This window comes from Paenirhizobium daejeonense (genome assembly GCF_014280875.1).
Lineage (GTDB): Bacteria > Pseudomonadota > Alphaproteobacteria > Rhizobiales > Rhizobiaceae > Allorhizobium > Allorhizobium daejeonense.
Map to the genome: position 1 here is coordinate 436,233 of NZ_JACLAL010000004.1, position 24,789 is coordinate 461,021.

Consider the following 24,789-nt stretch of genomic DNA (forward strand, 5'->3'; position numbering starts at 1 on the left):
CGCATGAACCGCCTGGCGCAACTCAAGGCTCCGGCCATAGACGATCCCGATTGCTCGGCCCGTTTTGTGCTGAACGGGGTCGAGGCGATTGCCGATCCCTGCGGTGTGCTCATGTTGCCCGAACTCGACATGCTCGTGGTGTCGGACCTGCATCTGGAAAAGGGAGCCGCCTTCGCTCGCCGTGGCCAGTTACTGCCGCCCTACGACACGCTGGCGACGCTTCGCATTCTTGAAGCCGCAGTCGAACGGCATGATCCGAAGATCGTCGTCAGCCTCGGCGACAATTTCCACGACGGCGTCGGTTCCGCCCTGTTGCCTGCCCCGTTCCGCGACAGGATTGTCGCCATGGCGCGGGGGCGGGAATGGATCTGGATCAACGGCAATCACGATCCGGATGGCACCTCGGGTCTGCCAGGTATATCCGCCGACGAAATCGTCTTTGGCGGCCTGACGTTTCGCCATGAGCCGAGCCTGATTACCGGCAAGGGCGAGATTTCTGGCCATCTCCATCCCTGCGCCACCGTGCGCCGGAGGGAAAAATCCGTACGCCGTCCCTGTTTCGCAACCGATGGGCAGCGCTTGCTGATGCCGGCTTTCGGGGTCATGACCGGCGGGCTCGATCTGCGCCACCGGGCCTTTACTGGGCTGTTCGACCGCGCGGAACTCGTTGCCCATCTGCTGGGTCGGGACCGCGTCTATTCGGTACGCTTCGCCAACCTGCTGGGATGATCGATATAGGTGCCCGCCGTCAGTCCTTGCGGAACATCAGGCTCGCGCCCCAGCCCGTAATCAGCGCCAGAAGCACGGACAGCATGCCGTAAGCGAGCGGGTTTTCGTGCGCGGCCCGTGAAATCGAATCCTCGATGCCGGTCTTGATGACCCGCAGCGGCAATTCCTTCTCGCCGATGAATTCGCCGGTCTTGAACAGATATGCATGCACGATGTGCACGCCATCGGGAATATTGGCCGGCAGCCGCAGTGTTGCCTTGAACAGGCTGGAGCTGACGAAGCGCACGCCATTGGTGTCGCGCTGGTAAAGCCCGTGCGACTGCTTGATGCGACGGAAGGCATCGCGGAATTCGGTGAGGTTGGCGTCGTAGCTGATATAGCCGGTTGGCGTCAGCGCCAGATGGTCGATTCCGACGCCGAGACCTGTCAGGACCTGGGCCGGCGCGATCTGCTCCACCGGCCGGGTGCTCGCCAGCGAATAGGAAATCGGCATCCGCTCGAAAGTCATCGAGGTCCGGTTCATCCATATGCCGAAGAGGCGGTCCTTGCGGCGTACCGTGGTTTCCTCGCGTGGCCCTTCGAGCGTCACCACGACGTCGTACTGACCGATGGCTAGCAGCAACTGGTCGGCATTGGTCAGCGCCCCGAAGATCGTCAGGTCCGCGCCGCGAAAATCCGAGGTGATGGCGATTTCGCTGGTCGATGTCCCGATGTCGAGGCCTTCCTTACCCATCATGTCGCCGGCAAGCGGGATCTGGGCGAGCACGTGGGAGGCGGTGAAGAGAGTGGCTGCGATGGAGAGTGTGGCGAGGAGCCTGCGCATGTCAGCCTCCAATCGCGATGGAATAGAGGTCTTCCGGCGTTACCACCAGCTCGATCGCGAGTCTCAGGCCCACGGCAAGCACCAGCAGGCCGAGCAGTGCGCGCAGCTGTTCGCCGCGCAGCTTCTGGCCGACGCGAACGCCGTATTGCGCGCCGATCACGCCGGCAAGCATCAGGATGAAGGCGAGCACGATATCAACGGAGAAGTTGGTCGCGGCCTGCATCACGGTGGTGAAGGCGGTGGTGAAGATGATCTGGAACAGCGACGTGCCAACGACCACGTTGGTCGGGATGCGCAGCAGGTAGATCATTGCCGGCACCATGATGAAGCCGCCGCCCACACCCATCACGGAGGTCAGGATACCGATGGCGAAGCCGAGGCCGAGTATCGGCAGAACGCTCAGATAAATCTTCGATTTCTTGAAGCGCATCTTGAACGGCAGCCGGTGCACCCAGTTGTGCTGTCCGGGCCGTTTGAGGCTGACCGGCTGGTTCTTCGCAGCGCGCCGCATGGCGTTCAGGCTTTCCATCAGCATGAGCGCGCCGACGGTGCCGAGGAAAATGACATAGAGCAGCGAGATGACGAGATCGAGCTGGCCGAGCCGCCTGAGCCAGGAGAAGATGACGACACCGACCGAGGCACCGGCCAGACCTCCGATCAGCAGCACCGTGCCGAGCTTGACGTCCAGGGTGCCGCGCCGGAAATGCGTGATCGCGCCGGAAACCGAGGATGCCACCACCTGGTTTGCGCCGGTCGCGACGGCGACCACCGGAGGGATATTGTAGAAGATCAGCAGGGGCGTGATCAGGAAGCCGCCGCCGACGCCGAACATGCCGGAAAGGAAACCGACGGCTGCGCCCATCCCGAGAATGATGAAGATGTTCACCGACAATTCTGCTATCGGCAGGTAGATTGTCACGCTCGGGCCTCTGAATGCGTCTGCCCGCCGGAGCGGGTTGGTACAAAACGGGTTCGGAAATGCGGCCGGTCTCAGGCAAAAGCCAAATGGGCTCAAGTCCTTGCCGGACTTGATCCCCGTCATTTCTCTTGCGCTCGCAGACCGGTCGAGTCAATTCGCGCTCAAGCCATACGCCAGCATTTTCCGAATTTTATGACCGTTCGCGACTATTTGTTGCGTTCCAGCAGCGCATTCACCAGCTTGTCCGTAACCTGACCCGTCGGCTGTTCGCCGATCGAGGTCTGGAACGCCTTGATCGCGGCGACCGTCTTGGCGCCCATTACGCCATCGGGGTTGCCGGCGTCGAAGCCGTTCTTGTTCAGGATAGCCTGAATGTTGCCAATCGCCTTCTTCATGTCGACGCTGGCGGTCTTCAGTCCCTTGCCTGCCCATTCGTCCGGCGTGTTGGCCGTGTTGGCATCCGGATCGAGCGGCTTCGGCTTCCAGAGATCGACCGCAGCGCGGGCGCGTTCGAGCTGCTCCGGCCGCATGGCGTTCGCCACTTCGTCGCGCTTCTGGGCGGCGTCCTTGTCGCCATCCTTCGCCGCAATCGCAAACCACTTGTAGGATGTCTCCAGATCCTGCTGCACGCCGTTTCCGCGGGCATAGAGGATGGCAAGGTTGAACTGGCTGTCGGAGACGCCGTAATCGGCGGCCTTGGAGAACCACTCGACCGCCTTGACATAATCCTGGCCGCCGTCCGCACCAGAGGCGAAGAGCACGGCGAGATTATGCATGGCGCTGGCATTGCCGGCATCGGCCGCCTGCTGATAAAAACGCTTCGCCGCCGCGATGTCACGCGGAACGCCGGTTCCCTTTTCGTAAAGGTTAGCCAGCCGGTACTGCGCCGGCGCAAAGCCGCGGTCGGCTGCAAGCTGGTACCACTTTGCGGCTTCGGAAAAATCGCTGGTAACGCCGCGGCCATCGGTATAGCGCGCGCCGATTTCGAACAGCGCCACCGGATCGCCTTCCTTCGCGGCAATGACGAGAGACGGCGGAGAGATTGCATCAGGCACGATGATGGCCGGAGCGGCTTCCGCCTGCACGGACTGGGTCGCTGCGTTGCCTGCGGGCTCCGCCTGACCGGCAGGCGGCGCGAAGGCGGCGCTATCCTGCGGGCTGTCCTCGGCGGCGGACTGCAGCGTGGAAAGAGAATCGCCGCCATCGAGCGGTGCCTGTTCGACGCTTGCGACCGGTGCCGCCTGCGATGTTGCATCCGTACCTTCTTCCGTCACAGACGGTGCGACAGCGGCAACCTTGGCTTCAGGCTGGCTTTCGACCGGTGTCGGCGCCATGCCGCTTTCCTGCGGCTTGGTCGTCTCGATGATGACCGGCGGTGCCTTCTCTCCGCGGATGAGTGTCGTGACGAGCGGCATTGCCATCGCAGCCAGCAGGATCGCACCGACAGCCATCAGGATTGGACGGCGGTAGCGGGCAAATCCGCTGAGGGCGGAAATGCCGGGCTTTGCGTTGCGGGCGCCCTGCTGCGCAAGATCCATCTCCTGCGCGGCAGCCTGTGCAGCCCTGCGCGCGGCGGCAATATAGTCGGTGCGGTCGCCGTCGGCGGACGTATTTCCGGCGTTACCCTTCTGGTTCGCCTGGGAGGCACGCACGCGCTCGAGGATCTTGCGCACGTCGGGGGCGCCGGAGCCGGGTTCCAGCAGTTCGTTTGCCTGTTCCGGTGGCAGCATGTCGGAAGGATCGATCGACGGAGCCGGATCGATTACCTGTCGACCGACCGGTTGCTCCTCGGCGTTTTTCTTCTGGCCGGGCAGAAATCGCTTGCCAAGGCCGGCCAGGAGGCTGGGCTTGCCCGGTTTCTTGCTGGGACGGGTTGCCTCGATGACGGGCAGGGCGGTCATCGTCGGTTCGATTGCTGGAGAACCGAACAGTGGGGTGTGCTCGCGATCGTCTTCCTCCGCCTGTATGGCCGGAGAAGCGAAGGGAGGGCGGAACGGCTCTTCTTCCTGAACGGCATAGGCCGGGGCTTCCGCCTGGGCGGGTTCGCGGTACGGAGCGGAAGCCGGTGGCTCATCGAAATGCGCTGTACGGTCATCGATCTGGTCGAGCCGGCTCGCGATCTGCACAAGGGTATCGTGCAGGGCCTCGAACGTACGGTGGGTGCGTTCCTCGGAGTTCCGGCTGAAATCCTCGAGATTGCGCAGGTGCTCGGAGAGCGCCGACAGTGCGGCAATATCTGCCGATCCGCCCGCACCTTGCGAGGGCATCCGCTGCGCATAGCTTTCCATCACGGTTTCGGCAGCCTGACGGGCCGCCTCGATGATGTATTCGTCGCTCGTCGCCATGTAGTCTTCGAGCGCGGAAATGCGGTCTGCCACGGCGTCGTCGATGCCGCCCGTCGATGGGCGGGCGATCAGCGCTGAGAGATGGGCGATCTGTTCTTCAAGCCCGCGCAGGCTGGCGCCTTCGCCAGCCGGAACGCCGGCATTTTCCTCGATCCGGTCGACAACGGCGTTCAGGCGATCCTCGAGACCACGCAGCATGCTGTCATCGATCCGCGCGACCGCAGCCGGCTGCGGCACTTCCAGCCCCTCGATGCGGCGGGCGAGAAGCTCCAGCCTATCGGCCAGCCGATCGTTGACAGCGCCGTGATCCAGCGCGTCGATCTTGCGGGAGATGTCTGCGAGATAGCCCGTGAGCTCGGGTTGTGGCACCGGGGCCTGTGTATTGCGTTCCAGCACATGCGAAAGCATATCCAGCCGCTCTTCGAGGCGGCTTGCCGAGCGTTCCTCGGACAGAAGCTCGATGCGGTCGGTCAGCTGTTCGATACGGCGGGCGAGATCGGAATTCGGCCGTTCCTCATTGACCCTGCGGTCGGCAAAGGCCTCGATCTGGTGGGCAAGTCCTGCGATACGGTCTTCGAGACGCTGGAAAAGGCTATTGTCAGCGCCACCGGAATTGCGCGTGCCGGCCACGATGGCGCGGCTGATCTCGTCCAGTCGCATGTCGATGCCGGCGAACTGCTCGCTCATCATCCGTTCGCTCGGGTCGATATGCGAACCGATCTGCTCGAGCGCGGTTGCGACCTTCATCAGCTTTTCTTCAAGCGCCTGAATGGATCGATTGTCGCCGACGCGGCCGAGATAGCTCTTGATGTCGTCGAGGCGGTCGGCCAGGCGCACCAGTTCCTCACGCATTGCAGCCGGATCGACGTCGCCGATCTTCTCCTCGATATGGCTCCAGCGATTGTCCATGCGGCGCACGGAATCCTCGCGGGCAAGGCCATCCATCAACGAACGAAGCTCTTCGAACTCCTCACGCAATCCATCGGCGCCCGGTGCGCGGGCGACGCCGAGGTGCTGGATGCTTTCCGCCAGCCGGGCAATGTCGTTGCGCAGCGTCTCGGAGGGGCGCTGTTCCTCGGCGAGCGAGCGAATGGTGCGCATCTCGGCGCGCAGCGTGCTGACCTCGCGCGAAAGGCTCTCGGAAATATCCTGCTTCAGTTCCTGCCTCAGTCCGAGCAGGGCCTGAGTGATCTCGCGCGTCATCGTATCGGGAGCGGGAGCCGTCGAGGTGACGCCATGGGAAAGAGGCGGGTTCTGACGAAGTGGGGCCTGCCGCGGGCGTTCTTCCCGCGGCTCATAGGAGCGGCCATAGCCGGACGATCGCTCAACCGGGCGGTGGCGGCTGTCTTCAAGCGCACGCTGCCGCTGGCGGATTTCGCTGAGCGGGTCCATCGCGGCTTCGCGCGCTGGCCGCTGGTAGCGGTCCTCGGTGCGGTCGCGGTATGTTTCTCGCGGCGGCATTTCCTCGGCGGGACGCGCGCGCGGCGACGTGGTTCCCATCAGTCCCTCGATCCTCGCTTCCAGTCCCTCGATGGTACGGCTCAACGCATCGAGCGACGAAGATCCGCCGGGACGGGAAGAGGGAGATCGCGATCCGTTCATGGTTCTGCTCGCTTCGAAAAGCACCTTCGGCCGGGCTGAAGGCGGATTAGTGGGTCGATGATGCGCATTTTCACCTCTTTCGGCGGCATTGCCGACTCAATGGCGATCACGGGTTGCGGATCATCACCTTCACCGGCCACAATTCATGAAACGTGGTAAATAAGCCGTTAACCTGCCTGAAAATTTTTTAACGTTTGCGCTGTACGATCCGAAGGATAGGGGGCGGATTAGCCCCTTTGGGTGAGGCGCGGAGGAGCGACGCCGCCACAAAAACAGGACTGCATCCGGATTTTGACGTTTACGCGCACGTCAATTATTTGTATAAGCATGAACCAGCCCGGCCCGCCCGGTTTCACGTCTTGGAGGAAGATGATCCATGCCTGTGTATAAGGCTCCCGTAAACGATACGCTTTTCGTTCTGAACAACGTCCTTGGCCTCGAGCGTTACCACAACCTGCCCGGGTTCGAGGATGCTACGCCGGACATGGTCGAGGCGATCGTCGGGGAAGCCGCGAAGCTGGCAGAGGAACAGCTCTTCCCGCTCAATCTTTCCGGGGATCAGGAAGGCTGCAAACGTCACGACGACGCGAGCGTCACCGTGCCGAAGGGCTTCAAGGAAGCCTATGACGCCTATTGCCAGGGCGGCTGGATCGGTCTGGCCGTGCCGCAGGAATTCGGCGGCCAGGGCCTGCCTTACACACTTCACGCCGCCGTTGGCGAATACATGTCGTCCGCCAACATGGCATTGATGATGTATCCCGGCCTGACCCAGGGCGCGATTGCCGCGATCCTCGTCCACGGTTCGGACGAGCAGAAGCAGACCTATCTGCCGAAGATGGTCGACGGCACATGGTCCGGCACGATGAACCTGACGGAGCCCCATTGCGGCACCGATCTCGGCCTGCTGCGCACCAAGGCCGTTCCGAACGGTGACGGTAGCTACAGGATTTCTGGCCAGAAGATCTTCATCTCCGCCGGCGAACACGGCATGACCGACAACATCATCCATCTGGTGATCGCCCGTATCGAGGGCGCGCCGGAAGGCACCAAGGGCATCTCGCTCTTCATCGTGCCGAAGTATCTCGTCAATGAGGATGGTTCGCTTGGCGCGCGCAACGGTGTCTCCTGCGGCGCCATCGAGCACAAGATGGGCATTCACGGCAACGCAACCTGCGTCATGAATTATGACGAGGCCACCGGTTTCCTGATCGGTCAGGAAAACAAGGGCCTCTCGGCCATGTTCGTGATGATGAACGAGGCCCGCCTCGGCGTTGGCCTGCAGGGCCTTTCCATCGCTGAAGTCGCCTATCAGAACGCTGCCAATTATGCCCGCGAGCGCATTCAGGGTCGTTCGCTTTCCGGCGTCAAGGCACCGGACAAGAAGGCCGATCCGATCATCGTGCATCCGGATATCCGCCGTTCGCTCCTGACCATCAAGGCCTTCACCGAAGCTGGCCGTGCCTTCACGCTCTGGACCGCGCTGCAGTCCGATATCGCCCATCGCTCCGGTGACGAGAAGGAAAAGCAGGCGGCCGACGATCTGCTTGGCCTGATGACCCCCATCCTGAAGGGCGTGCTGACCGACAAGGGCTTCGATCACGCCGTCATGGCGCAGCAGGTGTTCGGCGGTCACGGCTATATCGAAGAACACGGCATGAGCCAGTATGTCCGCGATGCGCGTATCGCCATGATCTATGAGGGCGCTAACGGCATCCAGGCGCTCGATCTGGTCGGTCGCAAGCTCGGCATGAACGGCGGCCGCGCCGTAATGGCCTTGTTCAACGAGATCGGTGCTTTCTGCGAGGAGAACCGCGCCGATGAAAATCTCGTCCTCTACACCAAGAGCCTGAAGAAGGGCCTGAACGACCTGCAGGCCGCGACCATGTGGTTCATGCAGAACGCCATGGCCAAGCCGGACAATGCCGGTGCCGGCTCCACCGATTACATGCACCTCTTCGGTCTCGTCGTCCTCGGCTACATGTGGGCGAAGATGGCGAAATCCGCCAACGAGGCTCTTGCCGCCGGCAATGGCGATGCCGACTATTACAAGAACAAGCTTCTGACCGGCCGCTTCTACATGGAGAAGGTCATGCCGGAAACGGCACTCCGCAAGACCCGCATCGAGGCTGGCAGCGACAGCCTGATGGAGATGGCAGCGGAAGCATTCTGAGGATTTGCCCTTCACCCTAACCCTCTCCCCGTCAGAACGGGGTGGAGGTGCCGACAGGCGGATGAGGGGCCATCACCGTATGGCCAGCAACAATTCGGCGCTCAAGCGCCAAAGGGAGAGAGAACGATGACCGAAGTCTTCATTTACGACCACGTCCGCACGCCGCGCGGGCGGGGCAAGAAGGACGGTTCGCTGCACGAGGTGCCGTCCGTCCGTCTGGCAGCCAAGTCTCTGGAAGCTATCCGTGACCGCAACGGTCTTGATACCGCGACCGTCGACGACATCATTATGGGCTGCGTCGATCCGGTCATGGATGCCGGCGCCGTGATTCCGAAGGCGGCCGCCTTCGAGGCAGGCTATTCGAACAAGGCTCCGGGCATGCAGATCTCGCGCTTCTGCGCGTCCGGTCTCGATGCCGTGAATTTCGCCGCCGGCAAGGTCAAGGCGGGTTCGGACGACATCGTCATTGCAGGCGGCGTCGAGAGCATGTCCCGCGTCGGCATGGGCATGTCGGGCGGCTCCTGGTACATGGACCCGTCGGTCAACTTCCCGGCCTATTTCATGCCGCAGGGTGTTTCCGCCGACCTGATCGCCACCAAGTACGGCTTCGGCCGCGACGATGTCGACGCCTATGCCGTCGAAAGCCAGAAGCGCGCCGCCCACGCCTGGGAAAAGGGCTACTTCTCCAAGTCCGTCATTCCGGTGAAGGACGTCAACGGCCTGACCATCCTTGACAAGGACGAGCACATGCGGCCGGGCACTGACATGCAGGCTCTGGCCCAGCTCCAGCCGTCGTTCCAGATGCCGGGTGAAATGGGCGGCTTCGAAGCTGTCGGCATCCAGGCCCACCCGGAAATCGAGCGCATCAATTACGTCCATCACGCCGGCAACTCCTCGGGCATCGTCGATGGTTCGGCCGCCGTGCTGATCGGCTCCAAGGCCGGCGGCGAAACCATGGGCATCAAGCCCCGCGCCCGCATCAGGGCTTTCGCCAATATCGGCTCGGACCCCGCGCTGATGCTGACCGGTCCGGTCGACGTCACCGAGAAGCTTCTCGCCAGGACCGGCATGAAGATCTCGGACATCGACCTGTTCGAGCTCAACGAAGCCTTCGCCGCCGTCGTCCTTCGCTTCATGCAGGCCTTCGAGGTCGATCACTCGAAGATGAACGTCAATGGCGGTGCGATCGCCATGGGCCATCCGCTCGGTGCCACCGGCGCGATGATCCTCGGCACGGTACTGGACGAACTGGAGCGCCGCGACCTGAATACGGCACTCGTCACGCTCTGCATCGGCGCCGGCATGGGCACGGCAACCGTCATCGAACGCGTCTGATTTCTGGGAGGAAGCAATGACCTACAAGAACTTCACCATCGAGACCGACGCAGACGGCATCGCCCTTGTCACCTGGGACATGCCCGACAAGTCGATGAACGTCTTTACCGTCGAAGTTATGGACGAGATCGAGAAGATCGTCGACCAGACCGTGGCCGATGCCGCGATCAAGGGCGTGGTCTTCACCTCCGGCAAGAAGACCTTCTCCGGCGGCGCGGACCTCACCATGATCAAGGGCATGTTCTCCATGCTCGAGGAAGAAAAGGCCAAGGATCCGGCCGGCGCCGTGAAGAAACTGTTCGACGCCGCCGGCCGCATGACCTGGCTGTGGCGCAAGATCGAGACCTGCGGCAAGCCGTGGGTCGCCGCGATCAACGGCACCTGCATGGGCGGCGCTTTCGAGCTTTCGCTTGCCTGCCATGGCCGCGTTGCCTCGAATTCCAAGTCGGTGAAGCTCGCTCTTCCCGAGGTCAAGGTCGGGATCTTCCCAGGCGCCGGGGGCACCCAGCGCGTCTCGCGCCTTGCCAACACGCAGGATGCGCTGCAGATGATGACGACGGGCTCGAGCCTGACTGCATCGCGCGCCAAGGCCATGAACCTCGTGCATCAGGTGGTCGAGCCCGATCAACTGATCCCGGCCGCCAAGCAGATGATCAAGGATGGCCTGAAAGCTGTGGCTCCCTGGGACGAAAAGGGTTTCAAGGCTCCGGGCGGCGGTATCTGGACGCCTGCCGCAGCACAGCTCTGGCCGGCTGCCCCCGCAATCCTGCGCCGTGAGACCGCCGGCAACTATCCCGCCGCTCTGGCCATCCTGAAATGCGTCTATGAAGGCCTGCAGGTTCCCTTCGATACCGGCCTGAAGATCGAGCAGCGATATTTTACCCAGATTGTCCAGACGACCGAAGCCTTCTCGATGATCCGCTCGCTGTTCGTTTCCATGCAGGAACTGGGCAAGGGCGCCCGTCGCCCGGCAGGCGTCGGCAAGACCGAACTGAAGAAGGTTGGCGTCGTCGGCGCAGGTTTCATGGGCGCTTCCATCGCCTATGTGACGGCAGCCGCAGGCATTCCGGTCGTGCTGATCGACCGCGACATGGAGGCTGCCGGCAAGGGCAAGACCGTGTCCGAAGGGCTGGTTGCCGGCACCGTGAGCAAGGGCCGGATGACCAAGGACGAAGGCGAGGCACTGCTTTCGCTGATCACGCCGACGGATGACTATGGTTCGCTGAAGGATGCCGACCTCGTCATCGAGGCCGTTTTCGAAGACCGCGACGTCAAGAAGGCCGTCATCGAGAAGGTCGAGGCCGTTCTGCCGGAAGGTGCGATCTTCGCCTCCAACACCTCGACGTTGCCGATCACCGGCCTTGCGAAGAACTCGAAGCGTCCGGCCGATTTCATCGGCATTCACTTCTTCTCGCCGGTCGAGAAGATGATGCTGACCGAGGTCATTCTCGGCAAGGAAACGGGCGACAAGGCTCTGGCCGTCGCGCTCGATTATGTCGCCGCGATCAGGAAGACCCCGATCGTCGTCAACGATACCCGTGGCTTCTTCGTCAATCGCTGCGTGCTCCGCTACATGTCGGAAAGCTACAATATGCTGATCGAGGGCGTGCCCCCGGTGATGATCGAGAATGCCGCGAAGTTCGCCGGCATGCCGGTCGGCCCGCTGTCGCTCAACGACGAGGTGGCGATCGATCTCTCGCTCAAGATCCTCAAGGCGACTGTCGCCGATCTCGGCGAAAAGGCCATCGATCCGCGCCATATGGAACTCGTTTCCCGCATGGTCGAGAAGGAAGGCCGCTTCGGCCGCAAGAACGGCAAGGGCTTCTACGAATATCCGGCCAAGCCGGCCAAGAAGTTCCTGTGGCCGGGCCTCAAGGACTTCTACCCGCAGAAGAAGGCCGAGGACGTCGACATGAAGACACTGCAGGAGCGTTTCCTGGCAACGATTGCGCTGGAAGCTGCCCGCACCGTCGAGGAAGGCATCGTCATCGACCCGCGCGAAGCCGATGTCGGCTCGATCCTCGGTTTCGGTTTTGCGCCTTACACCGGCGGTGCGTTGAGCTATATCGACGGCATGGGTGTGAAGACCTTCGTCGAACTCTGCGAGCGACTTGCGAAGGACTACGGCGCCCACTTCAAGCCGACGCCGCTGCTCATCGACATGGCAGCCAAGGGTGAAACCTTCTATGGTCGGTTCGACCCCTACGGTGAAGAAAAGAAGGCGGCGTGATCGTGCTGCCTACCCTTCTCCCCGTTCGCGGGGAGAAGGATTTCCGGTCAGACTGCTTGACAATCTGCCGGGGAGATCGGGTTCAGACCCGCTACGCGTACCATTCCCGCCGAAAGCGTCCTTGACACTTGCTGTTTGTCAATTAGACCCGCCCCAGTTCTCGAGGGAGGGTACATTGAAAATCGTCCAGTCGCTTTCGTCATTCGTCGGCAAGACCTTTGCACTCTGGGTCATTCTCTTCGCAGTCCTGGGTTTCTTTTTCCCTGACATCTTCAAGCAGGTGGCGCCCTGGATCGTCACCCTGCTGGCCATCATCATGTTCGGCATGGGTCTCACCATCTCCGTGGATGATTTCCGCGAAGTGGTCAAACGCCCCTTCGAGGTCGGCATCGGCGTGATTTCCCAGTTCGTCATCATGCCACTTCTTGCCGTGCTGCTGACGACGGTCATTCCCATGTCGCCGGAAGTTGCGGCTGGCGTCATCCTCGTCGGCTGCTGCCCGGGAGGGACGTCCTCCAATGTCATGACGTATCTCAGCAAGGGTGACGTCGCCCTTTCCGTTGCCTGCACCAGCGTGACCACGCTTGCGGCGCCGATCGTCACTCCCTTCCTCGTGTGGATGTTTGCGAGCCAGTATCTTCCCGTTGACGGCATGGCGATGTTTCTCAGCATCGTGAAGGTGGTGCTGGTGCCGCTTGCGCTCGGCTTCGCATTGCAGAAGTTGACTCCCGGTCTTGTCCGCGCCGCCGTACCAGCCTTGCCCTTGGTAAGCGTCGTTGGCATCGTGCTGATCGTGGCGGCCGTTGTCGGCGCCAGCAAGGGGGCCATTGCCCAGTCCGGCTTGATGATCTTTGCCGTTGTCATGTTGCACAACGGTCTCGGTTATCTGCTGGGTTTCTTCGCGGCGAAGGCTTGCGGTCTGTCGCTTGCCAAGCGCAAGGCGATTGCAATCGAGGTCGGCATGCAGAACAGTGGCCTCGGCGCGGCTTTGGCGAATGCCTATTTCTCGCCGGTTGCCGCAGTGCCGAGCGCACTCTTCAGCGTCTGGCACAATATTTCCGGTGCACTGCTGGCCAATTGGTTCTCGGGCCGTATCGATGCTGGCGATACAGTTGCAAGCGAAGCCCCTGGAAAAGCTTGAGATATCGGGGGAAGTGGTCGGTTTCGGCCACTTTCCTGCCCGCCGTCAGTTGATCTGCGCATAAGATCGCCGCAGCCCTTGACCCTCCAGCCAGCCGATCACGGCTTCCGGTTCGTCGGTCTGGATAATGGTGGCGCCGTGGTCGATCCAGAAGCCGTAGACGGCATCCGTCTGTCCCTCAGACCATGCCAGTCCGTCACCGCGACCACCGGCCACCATGCCTTCCGGGCGGTCGGTGATAGGGTAGGTGTTGATCCACATATGGAAATTGCCGCGGATCGCCGCTGCCCGCGCGCGTGGGGAGAAAAGCGGTCCGCCCGATGCCGTCAGAGGTTCGGCCGCATCCCTGCGCCAGTTGATCATCTCTGTGGCCGGGGCATGGAACGCTCTCGCCACCCTCGCCACGAATGCGGTATCCTTCACCGCATCGTCGGCGAGGATCGGCATAAAGGCAACGTCCGGACCAATTGCGGTCATGACGGAGCGGGCGCGCTCCAGCCGCTCGTCGTTCCATATCGCCGTCTTGATCAGGATGCCATCGGCCATGCCGAGCCTGCGGGCAGTCGCGACGATCTCCACCAGGTCTTCCGGCTCCAGCTTGTTGTCGATGTTGACGAGAATGCGGCCCTTGGCATGCAGCAGCATTTCTTCCAGCGTCGGTACCGGTTCGTCGGTCACGATGCCTGTGCCTTCCACTATGAGCCGGCAGGTCTTCAATGTGGCAAGGCTTTGTTCCGCGATAGCTCCCTTGCATGTCGTCGTGCGCTCCAGCGTCGCGTCATGCATTACCACAAGCGCGCCGTCCTTCGACCGTCGCACGTCAAGCTCGACCATTTCGACACCGATCAATGCCGAATGATCGATGGCATCCCTGGAGTTTTCAGCGCGTACGACCTTGCCGTTTTCCTTCCAGCCCGCGCGATGGGCAACCACCATCACATGGTCGCGCCACCGGTTGGCGTCCGACAACCGCTCGTGGATCATTCCGGAATGGCTGGCTTCAGGAAGATAGGCACCGGAAGGAAGGGCGGGAACGAAGGACAGGATCGTGGCGACAAACGGGACGATCAGACGCATGGGACGGCTCCGGGTCCGGATGGATCATGATGTCGCGATAAAACCGTCGGATCACAGGGCGATGAAGGATTGGTGACGCTTGCATGACGCAGGCCATGGAACAGTAGGCCGTCGCGGTCGTTGCCTCCCCAAAACAGGATAACGATGGAAAGGGTGATCGCCATGGACCAGACGAACAATGCGGCCGAGGAAGCGATACGGGTCATTCATGCGGACCTGCCCGTCAACGCGACGCTGCATCTGTGGCTGAAGGCGGTCAGTCCCGAAACACCCGGTTCGCTGTCGCTCTACAGCGTCAACGGCAAGTTCGGCGAGGTGCAGGCGATCAATGCCGAAGAACATTCCTTCCGCATCTATCAGGTGTTTGGCGGCGGCCCGATCGAATTGCGCTACGACAGCCGCGACACTGCCGTTTCCGTTGTCTACTGGTTCACCGCCTCGGACGTACTGGAGACCGGCATCACTGTCGTCCATACCAGCTCCGCCAATCAGCCGCCGGATTTGCCGGCAAGCTATCATTTCCGCCCGCCCTTTGGCTGGATGAATGATCCGAACGGTTTCGGACGCTTCGGCGGGCGCCCGCATCTTTTCTACCAGCACTATTCGCATGGCCGCATGTGGAACAACATGCATTGGGGCCACGCGGTATCGCCGGATTACCTGCGCTGGCGTCACATGCCGGTTTTCCTATTTCCCTCGGAGGATCTGACAGCCCGTCCGGACAAGCGTGGTGGCGCCTTTTCCGGTTCGGCGATCCCGCTGCCGAACGGACCAGGCATCCGCGTCTTTTTCACCGACAAGGTGAACGAGCGCACGCCTGAGCAGGAGATCCAGATGACCGCGACATCAGCCGATCTTTTCACGGCGGGCGGTGCCTCGGTTCTTCTGGCTCAGAGGCCGGCGGGGGAGGGGCTCAGTCCGGATTTCCGCGATCCCTACGTCTTCAAAGGACCCGACGGTCTCTGGAAGATGCTGCTCGGCAGCCAGAGCGAGGAGGGCGGTGTCATCCTGCTCTACGATACCGATGACCCGCAGGCAGCGAGTGGCTGGACCTATCGCGGCAAGTTGCTGGTCGACAGCCGGTATCGCACGACAGCGCTGGAATGCCCCTGTCTGCTGCCGATCGATGGCGAGGCGACGGACCCGAAAACACGCTGGGCGCTGATCTATGGTCTGATGCACTCGCTGGACGAGAAAACCGGCCGGCGTAACCTGACCATGGTCGATGTCGGCTGGTTCGACGGGAAAACCTTCTCCCGGGAGTTCAGCCGGGAACTCGATTTCGCCGCCGACAATTATGCCTTCCAGGCCTTCACCGATGGCCAGACGCCGGTGGGTATCGGCTGGCTCGGCAATTGGGTCGATACGGGTCCGACGATCGATTTCCCAAGCGCCATGACCTTGCCTCGCACGCTGAGGCTGGAGAACGGCCAATTGCTAACCCCTCCCATCGGAACGGCGGAAAGCCTCAGGAGCCATATTCTCGACCGCACCCGGCTTGCAGCGGGAAGCATCGTCACCTTTCTCAACGGGGCGGTCGAGATCCTGTTCGATCTCTCGGAGGCAGGCCTGCCCTTCGAACTCTCGCTCGATCATCCCCATGTTCCGCTCGGTGTCGCTCAGGACGAAACCGGGCTCCTCATCCGCTATGGCGAAGATGAGGCTGCGAGGCCGCGCTATGTAGCGGAGGGCGCACGCGCCAGCCGTCTGCGCATCTTTCTCGACTATGGCTCCATCGAAGTCTTTGCCGATGATGGCCGCTATGCCGGTACCAAGCGGATCGAGGGTTTCGAGCCGGTTCGCTCCGCCCGTCTCGTCGCCGATGGGGATGCGATCCGTTCCGCCACGATCTGGGCACTCAGGCTCTGACGGGCTTATTCAGCCGCTTCGGCAGCCCCACGCACCCTGACCACCGTCACCGTGCAGGGGGCGGTTGCGGCCACTTCTCCCGAAACGCTGCCGAGCAGCGAGCGCATGGCCGAATTCGCCCTGGCCCCCATGACGATATGGTCAACCATGTTGTCCCGCGCATATTCGAGAATGGCCTGCGCCGGGGAGACCGCTTCGATTACATGATAGGTGACGGTCCCCTCAGGCGCCTTCAGCGGTTCGGCCCAGGACTTGAGCTGCACCAGCCGCGCCACATGCTTGTTGTTGCCTTGCGCATCCAGATCGCTTTCGAGACTGATGCGGGCGATCTTCAAGACGTTGAGGCAGGCGATGCGGGCATCGGGCGTCTTTTCAATGATGCGGCTCACCGTCAGCCGCAGCGCATCCGCCAGCGTCTCCGATCCGCTTGAGAGGTCTATCGCCACCATGACGATAGGCGCATTCGCAAGACTTGCGGCTGCACCCGCCGGCTTCAGGAGTTCGATGGGATCGGGATTGAACCGGCGCTTGATGACGAGGGAGAGACCGTCGCGTTTCAGCTTCTCGGCGCGGGCCGTCAGCGTCACCTTGGAAAGATCCTGCAGGTCCATCGCCAGTTGCGCCGCCGTCGGGTAACGCCGCGCCGGATTGATCTCCAGGCATCGCAGGATGACCTCCTGCAGCGCCTTGGGGATGTCCGGGTTAAGCAGTCGCGGCGGGATGGCATCGCGCCACAGGCGTTTCTTCAGCCCCTTCATTCGCTGCGGGTCGCCGAAGGGGCGTTTGCCGGTGGCGAGGAAATACATCAGTACCCCGAGGGCAAAGAGGTCGCTGCGGAAATCGCTTCTGACGCCGAGAATCTGTTCCGGCGCCATATAGGGTGCCGTGCCATAGGGCAGACGGAATTCCTCGTCCATCAGGTCGGGCAGTTGCAGATGCCGGGCGAGGCCGTAGTCGACCAGCACGGCCTCGCCCGTTTCGCGGAACATGATGTTCGAAGGTTTGATATCCAGATGCACCACGTTCTGCCGGTGCAGGTCGGCAAGCGCCGTGGCGATGTGGTTGCCGAGAAGCGCGACTTCTTCCACGGCGCGGGGCAGGTCGTCGAGCAGGGGATAGAGCGACTTTCCGGGCAGCCGCTCGAAGACGATATAGGGTTGTACGGCGAAATCCCCGTTAGCGACGAAACGTGGAACATGAATGCCCGACAGACGCGGCATGATCATCTGCTCCATCTCGAAGCCGACGATCATCGCCGGATCGATACCCTGGCCGAGCTCCGGCACCTTCATCAGCATCGGGAAATCGATGTCGGGCCGGGTGACCTCGAACAGGCGTGCCATGCCGCCCTTGTGGGCAAGCCCGCCGATAGTGAAGCCATCGATCACGCTGCCGCTTTCAAGATGCGTCTTCGCCATGTTCACCGCCCCCTGAACAGTCTTGCCGCCAGGCTATCGGGCAGGCCCGCCGCACGGATCTTCGCGGCCGCCGTTTCGATATCATAGCCCACGCGATGAAATTCGAGCTCGCCCCTCCTGGTGTCAAGGATGCCGAATGCCGCGGCGGGGTTTCCGTCGCGCGGTTGCCCGACCGATCCCATGACCGCCAGCCAGCGCCGTTGGGAGAGAAGCGGTATTCCGTTCGCCGATGTCGGGGTGAATGCTGAAACCTTATCATGCGCGCCGAGGCAATAGAGCGCCGGGCGATGCAGGTGGCCGCAGAAGATCAGCCGTGCCCGACAGGAGGCGAACTGCCGAAGTGCGTCATCCGAATCCGTCACATAGCTGAAACGGGCAGGGCTCGCCGCGTTGGAATGCACATAGAGGCAATCGCTATCCTCGGCCTGTAACGGCAGGCCGGCGAGAAAGGTGCGTTCGCCAGTGCTGAGCTGGCCGCGTGTCCAGTCGATGGCAACGGTCGCTGTTTCGTTCATGGAGATGGCCGGATCGTCCAGGGCTTGATCGTGATTGCCGCGCACGACGATGGCGCCGCCTTCGGCCAGTTCCATCGTCTTGCGGGTGCACCAGGCCGGATCGGCCCCGTAACCGACGATATCGCCGAGCACGATGTAACGCGCAGCCCCTTGCCGCGCGGCTGCGTCGAGCACGGCTTCATAGGCCTCGCGATTGGAGTGGATATCTGAAATCAAAGCGATCCGCATGGCCCCTCCCTGGCGACGAATGCTCGAAGTGCCAATCTAGGTGGCTTTTGCCGGGGATGCTATTGGCCGGAAGGAGGGTGCGTTCGTAACGCTCGGCCGGTCAGGCTTCAGGCGGGATGCAGGGCCTGTTTTTCGCTCGGGGAGGCGTTCTTTTCGTGCTGCGATCCTTCCGACGTTTTGGAGCCTGAGGCATGCAGGTCCTCCAGCCGTTTCTTGATCGCCAGTGCGTAGATCGTCTGGAGAATATTGCGGTCGGAAAGATGCGGGTCGGTCAGTGCCAGGAGTGCTGCGCGAACCAGCTTCTTGTTATTCACCTGCGGGCAGCGCTCCTGCACATAGGCATAGAGTGCCGCGTCGCCCAACCCGGTGGAAGCACCGTCGACCAGAGCCTCGTAGATTTTCCGCTTTGCCAATTCATTTCTCCATCCCATGCGGTCGCGCTCGTCCCGCGAAGCATAAGAACACCATAATCGTCATAAAACTGTCACGCAACGAACCTCATCCTGCACCTGCAAAATGAGGCGCGCGGGGCGTCATCGCTGCGTCAAACAGCCGAAGTAGCGTGATGATCTGTCCGTTCGCCCTCTGCGGTATTCGCCCCTCTGGCGAAGTCGCAAGGGCTGTGGGACGCTGACTAATGGCAGGTGGAGAACAGCATGAATACGCCGCAATTGCATGTGCCCGAAAGGCCGGTCGATGCGCTTCTCAATGAGGTCGTTGCCCTGCGGGCCGAGATCCTCGAGGCTTCAGCGGCGATGATCGAAAGGTTCGGTTCCGGTGTGGTCGAGGCCGATCCCGCGCTCGCCAACCTCGCGCACTACCTGGCCCTCCGGCATCATGATCTTCGTCCATTGCAGCGGCGGCTGATGTGTCTCGGTCTCTCTTCGCTCGGGCGGCTGGAAAGCCGTGTTCTTCCGACGCTTGATGCGGTGATCGCAGCGCTTGGCGCGCTTGCCGGCGGCAATGGTTTGGTCTCGATGCCTTCAGAATCCGAATTCTTCATCGGTGAGGTCCGCCTTTCCGAAGCAGCGACCGATCTTCTAGGGCCGGCTCATCTCCATCGCCGCACCCGCATCATGGTGACCCTGCCAAGCGAAGCGGCGGAAAACCCCGATTTCCTGCTCGATCTTGCGAAGGCCGGTATGGATGTTGCCCGCATCAACTGCGCCCATGACGGCCCGGAAGCCTGGCGTTCCATGGCAGCCCATGTACGCGCTGCGGGCAAGGCGGTCGGCCGCGACATCGCCGTGCTGATGGATATCGCCGGCCCGAAGATCCGTACTGCCGAGGTTCAGTTACCGGAAAAGAAGGCGCGGCTTGCGGCCGGCGACAGGGTACGCCTCGTCGCCTCGGGAGAGCCGCGCGTCTGCGATCGGGTGAAGTTTTCCGCCGGCGTTTCGCTGCCGGAGATGGTCACCCGTCTTTCGGTCGGCGATCGCGTGCGTTACGACGACGGCAAGTTGGAAGCCGTGGTCGAGAGCACACAGCCCGGCGAGGCCGTCATTCTCGTGCAGAAGACCAAGGCCGGTGGCACGAAGCTGAAGCCGGAAAAAGGTATCAACCTGCCCGATACCTCACTCGGTCTGTCGCCGCTCACCGCCAAGGACGAGACGGATCTCGCGACCGTCATCGAATGCGGCGACATCATCGGCTACTCCTTCGTCAGCAGGCCGGAAGACATCGATTTGCTCGATGCGGTTCTGGCGCGCTACGGAGCGGCGGATCGCCATCTCGGCCTGATCGCCAAGATCGAGCAGCCGGATGCCGTCCGCAACCTCCCCACGCTGATTGCCCGCGCCCGGCAGCGCGGTCCCTTCGGTATCATGATCGCACGTGGTGACCTTGCTGCCGAAATCGGGTTCGAACGTCTCGCGGAAATGCAGGAGGAGATCCTTTGGATCTGCGAAGCGGCGTCCGTGCCGGCGATCTGGGCGACGCAGGTTCTGGAGGATCTGGTGCGCGAAGGCATTCCGACGCGCGGGGAAATGACCGATGCGGCCATGGCCGCACGCGCCGAATGCGTTATGCTGAACAAGGGCCCCGCCGTCGGGCAGGCCGTCGAACTGCTCGACCGTCTCCTGTCGCGCATGGACGAGCATATGCAGAAGAAGACACCGACGCTGAGGGCGCTGAAGTCCTGGTGATTTAGCCTCCGTAGGTCGTGGCAGGCGGCCAGCCGTCTATTCGGCCGCCGTCTGCTTCATCGCGGAAACCTGCGTGATGAAGGCGCGAAGGGCGGCCGGACGCACCGGCTTGTGCTGCAGGGCGATGTGCTGTCTTTCGGCTTCCGCGCGCACTTCGAGAGTGCGGTCGGCGGTCAACAGCAGGGCCGGAACATCCCGCTCATAGAGCGCGCGTAGCCGAAGGATCGCCCCGATCCCGCTGCCGTCGCCCAGATGATAATCGGCGATGATCAGATCCGGCGGCTCCTTGCTGGCCGCGACGATCGTATCGAGTTCCTCAATCGAACCGGCGCACTGTACATCGCAGCCCCAGCCGGAAATGAGAAGCTGCATGCCTTCGAGGATCTTCGGCTCGTTGTCGATGCAGAGGATCTTCAGGCCGCGCAGCGGCTGGGCTCCTTTGTCCTGTCTTGCCAGTTCCGCCACGCTGCCACCCATCGGTACCGTCTGGTCAAGAGGCATGAGGATCCGGAACGTCGTGCCCTTGCCCTGCTTGGACGAGAGTTGCACCGGATGATTGAGCACACGCGCGATGCGATCAACGATGGAAAGGCCGAGGCCCAGGCCCGAGGCTGTGCGCATGCCTTCTTCCAGTCGCGCGAATTCCTTGAAGACGGTGCGGAACTTCGATGACGGAATACCGATGCCGGAATCCATTACCTGGATCGCCACCTCCTTGCCCTGCCGTCTTGCGCCGACAAGTACCCGGCCCGAAGGCGTGTACTTGATGGCGTTGGAAACAAGGTTCTGCACCAGCCGGCGCAGCAGGTTCGGGTCGGAGCGCACCCTGAGCGAAGTCGGCATGACGATTAGCTTCAGGTTCTTCTCGCGCGCCATCGGCGCGAAGTCTGTCTCGATGCGTTCAAGAAGGTCGTGAAGCGCTACGGAGGCAAGGCGGGGCTTCATCGCCCCGGTATCGAGCCGCGAGATATCGAGCACGGCGCCGAGGATGATCTCGACGGATTCCAATGCTGAATCGATATTACGCACGAGAGGGCTGTTCTCGCTGTCCCCGAGCCTTTCGACCAGAGAGGAGGAATAGAGACGCGCGGCATTGAGCGGTTGGAGAATGTCGTGGCCAGCCGCGGCGAAGAAACGCGTCTTGCCGATATTGGCTTCGTCGGCGGCAGCGCGCGCTTCGGCGAGCGCGTGATTCACCCGGGTCAGTTCTGCGGTGCGCTCGCTCACGCGCTGTTCCAGCGTCTCGTTCGCCTGTTTGAGTGCCTTGTCGGCCGCCACCTGACTGCTGATGTCGGTAAAAGTCGCGACGATGCCCTTGTCAGGCATGGCGTTACAGCGAACCTCGATGATCCGCTCGCCACCCGCGGTGACAAGCTGGAAGGGCTTGTCGAATTGCTGGAAGCGCCGCACCAGCGGCCCCTGTTCACCGGCCGCAACGTCGCCGCGATCCGCGAGCATCGCCACGATATCGGTGAGCGGATAGCCGACCTGTCCCACATGCTCCGGAAGATCAAGCAGGCTGCGGAAGCGCCGGTTCCAGATGGTTAGCCGGTTGTTGGCGTCGAAGACGGCGATGCCCTGTTCCATCTGCGAAAGCGCGGTCTGCAGCATATCCTGATTGTACTGCAGGGCTTCGCTGGCCTGATCGAGCAGCCAAGCCGTATCTGCGGAGGTATCCTCCGCCTTCTGCAGGATTAGCGACAGGACGAGACGCGCGGAAGACGATCCGATGGCGCTGCCGAGCAACTGCTCCGAAAAGTGGATGAAAGCCATGTCCGCCGGGCTATTGTCATCCAGTCGGCGGCCGACCGTCTGCTCGTAGCTGCGGAACGATCGTTGCATGCGCTCGTCGCCGAGATAGCGGGCTATGGCTGACTTCAGGTCACCGACGGAAACCCGCGTCTTCCAGCCGCGTGTCGCAAATTGCGTTCGGGGATGACGCTTGACGAAAATGCCGGACTGGATGCGCTCGACCGGCCGAGGATTGCGGCTGAGCGTGCCGCCGATGAAGGCGGCGGTGTTGACCAGCAGGCTGAGCAGCGTGCCGTTGACCAGCGGATCGGCTTCCGCCCCGGTGAACATGTCGATGCCGGGAAAGAGGAAGCTCAGGATCGATGCCGCAATGTGTGTGTTGTCCTCGGCGCCGAAACTCGGAAGGAACAGCAGGTAGGCCCAAACGAAGAAACCGGAACTGAGGCCGGCGATCGCGCCTCGGGCATTGGCGCGCCGCCAGAGAAGGCCCCCGAACAGCGACGGCGCAATCTGGGCGATGGCCGCAAAGGCCAGCAATCCGATGGAGGCAAGCCCGGTCGTGTTGTCGGCCGAGCGGTAATAGACATAACCGAGCAGCATGACGCCGAAGATGGCGGTTCGGCGGATATGCAGCAGCGTCTTGGCGAAATCCGCCCGGTGGCTGGGCCGGCCGAGAAGTTTTTGCCTCAGGAAGATCGGCAGCACCATGTCGTTCGACACCATGATCGCCAGTGCCACCGATGCGACAATCACCATGGCGGTCGCGGCCGAGAAGCCGCCGAGGAAGGTAATCAGCGAGACGAAGCGCATCTCATGGGTGAGCGGCAGCGAAAGCACGTAAAGGTCGGCATTGCCGGTGCCGCCGAACAGCATGATACCGCCCATCGCGGCCGGCAGCACGAAGATGTTGATGGCTACCAGATAGAGTGGCATCAGGATCGCGGCGAGCTTCAGTTCCCGGGCCGTCCGGTTTTCAACCACGGTCACATGGAACTGGCGGGGCAGCATGATGATCGCGAAGGCGGACAGCGCGATCAGCAGGATCCAGCGGCCGGGCGGCGTGTGATGGGTCAGCGCCGCCATCACGGCCTGGTTTTCGACCGCCCGTTGCCAGAGGTCTGCGGGTCCATTGAACAGGAAGAAGACGACATAGATGCCAAGCGTCCAGAAGGCGACCAGCTTGACGACGGATTCCCAGGCGATGGCAAGGATAAGCCCGTCCTGATGTTCCGTCGCGTCCGTGTGGCGGGTGCCGAAGACGACCGCGAAGCAGGCGAGCAGGAAGGCGACGATCAAGGGAAGGTCGACGAAATAGAGGTTGCCGGTGCCGATTCCGTATGCGGTCGGGTCCACCATGGCCGTGACGGAATTGGAAACCGCTTTCAGTTGCAGCGCGATATAAGGGATCGTGCCGACGAGGCAGATAATGGTGACCAGCATGCCGACGATGGGGTTCTTGCCGTAGCGCGCCGCGATGAAGTCGGCGCCGGATGTCAGCTTCTCGGCCTTGGCTAGTTCAATGATGCGCTTCACGATCGGCATGCCGATTGTGAACATCAGGATCGGCCCGATGTAGATCGCTGTGAATTCCAGCCCGCGTTCGGCCGCCAGCCCTACGCCACCGAAATAGGTCCACGAGGTGCAGTAAACAGCGAGGCTGAGTGCATAGACCACCGGCCGGCCGTTTACGGGCACTCCGTAGACACGGCTTTTCCTGTCGCCGTAACTCGCCACCGCAAAGAGCAGCAACAGATAGGCGAAGGCCGATGCGAAGATAACCCAACCCGGTAGCACGCTTCCTCCTCCTGAACGGCGCGCCAGAACTGGAGCCGACTGTAAGGGAAGTCCCCTTCATTTGAAATCGCTTGTGGATTGACATTAAGTCGAAGGTATCCGGCCGATGAAGGCCGATTCATTGTTTGCGAATGAGCAAAACTTCATTAACCATGAATCTGGCGGAGCGTTCGTGACGGCGAACGTGTATCGCTGTCATTTAAAAGGAGAAGGGTAATGCTGAACGAGTTCAAGACATTCATTGCACGTGGCAATGTCATGGATCTCGCAGTCGGCGTCATCATCGGTGGCGCATTTGGTCTGATCGTCAATTCTCTGGTTCAGGATATCGTCATGCCGATCGTCGGGGTTATCTTCGGCGGCTTCGATTTCTCCAACTACTTCCTCCCCCTGAGTTCGAAGGTAACGGCGACCACACTTGCCGCCGCGCGCGAACAGGGAGCGGTTTTCGCCTACGGCAACTTCATCACCGTGGTGATCAACTTCCTGATCCTTGCCTGGATCATTTTCCTCATGGTCAAGGGCGTCAATACGCTCAGGGCTTCGCTTGAAAAGCAGGAAAAGAAGGTCGCCGAAGCGGCTCCCCCGGCGGCCGATATCCAGCTTCTGACGGAAATCCGCGATCTGCTGAAGGCCCGTTGATCGCATCCGTAGACAACCCAGAGACCGCGGCAAAGTCCGCGGTCTTTTTCATTCAT

16 protein-coding genes are annotated in these 24,789 nt (G+C 61.9%); 8 read left to right on the forward strand and 8 right to left on the reverse strand.

The window, feature by feature from the left end; genetic code table 11:
* Window positions 1-3 precede the first annotated feature (3 nt).
* Window positions 4-729: a ligase-associated DNA damage response endonuclease PdeM gene (pdeM, locus tag H4I99_RS11975; protein ID WP_163903275.1), complete on the forward strand. Its 726-nt coding sequence runs from the start codon at window positions 4-6 to the stop codon at window positions 727-729.
* 19 nt (window positions 730-748) lie between these two features.
* Here the strand turns inward: pdeM and H4I99_RS11980 are convergent, their stop codons facing one another.
* From H4I99_RS11980 to H4I99_RS11990, 3 genes are all read right to left on the reverse strand, one after another.
* Window positions 749-1,552, reverse strand: coding sequence for a TIGR02186 family protein (locus H4I99_RS11980; protein ID WP_163903276.1), 804 nt, complete (start codon window positions 1,550-1,552; stop codon window positions 749-751).
* A 1-nt stretch (window position 1,553) separates the two neighbouring features.
* The gene (locus H4I99_RS11985; protein WP_163903277.1) at window positions 1,554-2,471 is read right to left on the reverse strand and encodes a sulfite exporter TauE/SafE family protein; all 918 of its coding nucleotides are present in this window, start codon (window positions 2,469-2,471) and stop codon (window positions 1,554-1,556) included.
* Window positions 2,472-2,677: 206 nt separating this feature from the next.
* Complete coding sequence (locus tag H4I99_RS11990) at window positions 2,678-6,418, reverse strand: peptidoglycan-binding protein (protein ID WP_163903278.1); 3,741 nt, start codon at window positions 6,416-6,418, stop codon at window positions 2,678-2,680.
* A 376-nt stretch (window positions 6,419-6,794) separates the two neighbouring features.
* On the opposite strand from H4I99_RS11990, the gene H4I99_RS11995 reads away from it, so the two are divergent.
* The 4 genes from H4I99_RS11995 (at window position 6,795) to H4I99_RS12010 (ending at window position 13,294) form a co-directional block, all read left to right on the forward strand.
* Window positions 6,795-8,588, forward strand: a complete 1,794-nt coding sequence (locus H4I99_RS11995) for an acyl-CoA dehydrogenase C-terminal domain-containing protein (RefSeq protein WP_163903279.1) — start codon at window positions 6,795-6,797, stop codon at window positions 8,586-8,588.
* 126 nt (window positions 8,589-8,714) lie between these two features.
* On the forward strand, window positions 8,715-9,923 hold the full coding sequence (locus H4I99_RS12000; RefSeq protein WP_163903280.1) for an acetyl-CoA C-acetyltransferase: 1,209 nt from the start codon (window positions 8,715-8,717) through the stop codon (window positions 9,921-9,923).
* A 16-nt stretch (window positions 9,924-9,939) separates the two neighbouring features.
* A complete protein-coding gene (locus tag H4I99_RS12005) occupies window positions 9,940-12,153 on the forward strand; it encodes an FAD-dependent oxidoreductase (RefSeq protein WP_163903281.1) in 2,214 nt (737 codons plus the stop codon).
* Window positions 12,154-12,328: 175 nt separating this feature from the next.
* A complete protein-coding gene (locus H4I99_RS12010; protein WP_163903282.1) occupies window positions 12,329-13,294 on the forward strand; it encodes a bile acid:sodium symporter family protein in 966 nt (321 codons plus the stop codon).
* A 45-nt stretch (window positions 13,295-13,339) separates the two neighbouring features.
* Here H4I99_RS12010 and H4I99_RS12015 read toward each other — a convergent pair whose 3' ends face one another.
* Window positions 13,340-14,371, reverse strand: a complete 1,032-nt coding sequence (locus tag H4I99_RS12015; RefSeq protein ID WP_163903283.1) for a glycerophosphodiester phosphodiesterase family protein — start codon at window positions 14,369-14,371, stop codon at window positions 13,340-13,342.
* Between the two features lie 144 nt (window positions 14,372-14,515).
* Here H4I99_RS12015 and H4I99_RS12020 point away from each other — a divergent pair, with 144 nt between their 5' ends.
* Window positions 14,516-16,240 carry a GH32 C-terminal domain-containing protein gene (locus H4I99_RS12020; RefSeq protein ID WP_244625041.1) on the forward strand — a complete coding sequence of 575 codons (1,725 nt, stop codon included), beginning with the start codon at window positions 14,516-14,518 and terminating at the stop codon, window positions 16,238-16,240.
* A 5-nt stretch (window positions 16,241-16,245) separates the two neighbouring features.
* Here H4I99_RS12020 and H4I99_RS12025 read toward each other — a convergent pair whose 3' ends face one another.
* The 3 genes from H4I99_RS12025 to H4I99_RS12035 form a co-directional block, all read right to left on the reverse strand.
* On the reverse strand, window positions 16,246-17,658 hold the full coding sequence (locus H4I99_RS12025; RefSeq protein WP_163903284.1) for a serine/threonine protein kinase: 1,413 nt from the start codon (window positions 17,656-17,658) through the stop codon (window positions 16,246-16,248).
* Window positions 17,659-17,660: 2 nt separating this feature from the next.
* Window positions 17,661-18,401 carry a metallophosphoesterase family protein gene (locus H4I99_RS12030; RefSeq protein ID WP_163903285.1) on the reverse strand — a complete coding sequence of 247 codons (741 nt, stop codon included), beginning with the start codon at window positions 18,399-18,401 and terminating at the stop codon, window positions 17,661-17,663.
* 107 nt (window positions 18,402-18,508) lie between these two features.
* On the reverse strand, window positions 18,509-18,814 hold the full coding sequence (locus H4I99_RS12035; RefSeq protein WP_186663297.1) for a hypothetical protein: 306 nt from the start codon (window positions 18,812-18,814) through the stop codon (window positions 18,509-18,511).
* A gap of 243 nt (window positions 18,815-19,057) precedes the next feature.
* Here H4I99_RS12035 and H4I99_RS12040 point away from each other — a divergent pair, with 243 nt between their 5' ends.
* Window positions 19,058-20,545 carry a pyruvate kinase gene (locus tag H4I99_RS12040; protein WP_163903286.1) on the forward strand — a complete coding sequence of 496 codons (1,488 nt, stop codon included), beginning with the start codon at window positions 19,058-19,060 and terminating at the stop codon, window positions 20,543-20,545.
* Window positions 20,546-20,581: 36 nt separating this feature from the next.
* Here H4I99_RS12040 and H4I99_RS12045 read toward each other — a convergent pair whose 3' ends face one another.
* The gene (locus H4I99_RS12045) at window positions 20,582-24,091 is read right to left on the reverse strand and encodes a NahK/ErcS family hybrid sensor histidine kinase/response regulator (protein WP_164490812.1); all 3,510 of its coding nucleotides are present in this window, start codon (window positions 24,089-24,091) and stop codon (window positions 20,582-20,584) included.
* Between the two features lie 216 nt (window positions 24,092-24,307).
* Between H4I99_RS12045 and mscL the strand changes: the two genes are divergently transcribed.
* A complete protein-coding gene (mscL, locus tag H4I99_RS12050; protein ID WP_163903288.1) occupies window positions 24,308-24,733 on the forward strand; it encodes a large conductance mechanosensitive channel protein MscL in 426 nt (141 codons plus the stop codon).
* Window positions 24,734-24,789 lie beyond the last annotated feature (56 nt).

Excerpts from the sequence above, each read along its gene's own strand:
- mscL (WP_163903288.1), top strand. The coding sequence starts at position 24,308 with ATGCTGAACGAGTTCAAGACATTCATTGCACGTGGCAATGTCATGGAT.
- H4I99_RS12030 (WP_163903285.1), bottom strand. The coding sequence starts at position 18,401 with ATGCGGATCGCTTTGATTTCAGATATCCACTCCAATCGCGAGGCCTAT.
- H4I99_RS12020 (WP_244625041.1), top strand. The coding sequence starts at position 14,516 with ATGGAAAGGGTGATCGCCATGGACCAGACGAACAATGCGGCCGAGGAA.
- H4I99_RS11990 (WP_163903278.1), bottom strand. The coding sequence starts at position 6,418 with ATGAACGGATCGCGATCTCCCTCTTCCCGTCCCGGCGGATCTTCGTCG.
- H4I99_RS12025 (WP_163903284.1), bottom strand. The coding sequence starts at position 17,658 with ATGGCGAAGACGCATCTTGAAAGCGGCAGCGTGATCGATGGCTTCACT.
- H4I99_RS12005 (WP_163903281.1), top strand. The coding sequence starts at position 9,940 with ATGACCTACAAGAACTTCACCATCGAGACCGACGCAGACGGCATCGCC.
- H4I99_RS12040 (WP_163903286.1), top strand. The coding sequence starts at position 19,058 with ATGAATACGCCGCAATTGCATGTGCCCGAAAGGCCGGTCGATGCGCTT.
- H4I99_RS11995 (WP_163903279.1), top strand. The coding sequence starts at position 6,795 with ATGCCTGTGTATAAGGCTCCCGTAAACGATACGCTTTTCGTTCTGAAC.
- pdeM (WP_163903275.1), top strand. The coding sequence starts at position 4 with ATGAACCGCCTGGCGCAACTCAAGGCTCCGGCCATAGACGATCCCGAT.
- H4I99_RS12000 (WP_163903280.1), top strand. The coding sequence starts at position 8,715 with ATGACCGAAGTCTTCATTTACGACCACGTCCGCACGCCGCGCGGGCGG.
- H4I99_RS11980 (WP_163903276.1), bottom strand. The coding sequence starts at position 1,552 with ATGCGCAGGCTCCTCGCCACACTCTCCATCGCAGCCACTCTCTTCACC.
- H4I99_RS12015 (WP_163903283.1), bottom strand. The coding sequence starts at position 14,371 with ATGCGTCTGATCGTCCCGTTTGTCGCCACGATCCTGTCCTTCGTTCCC.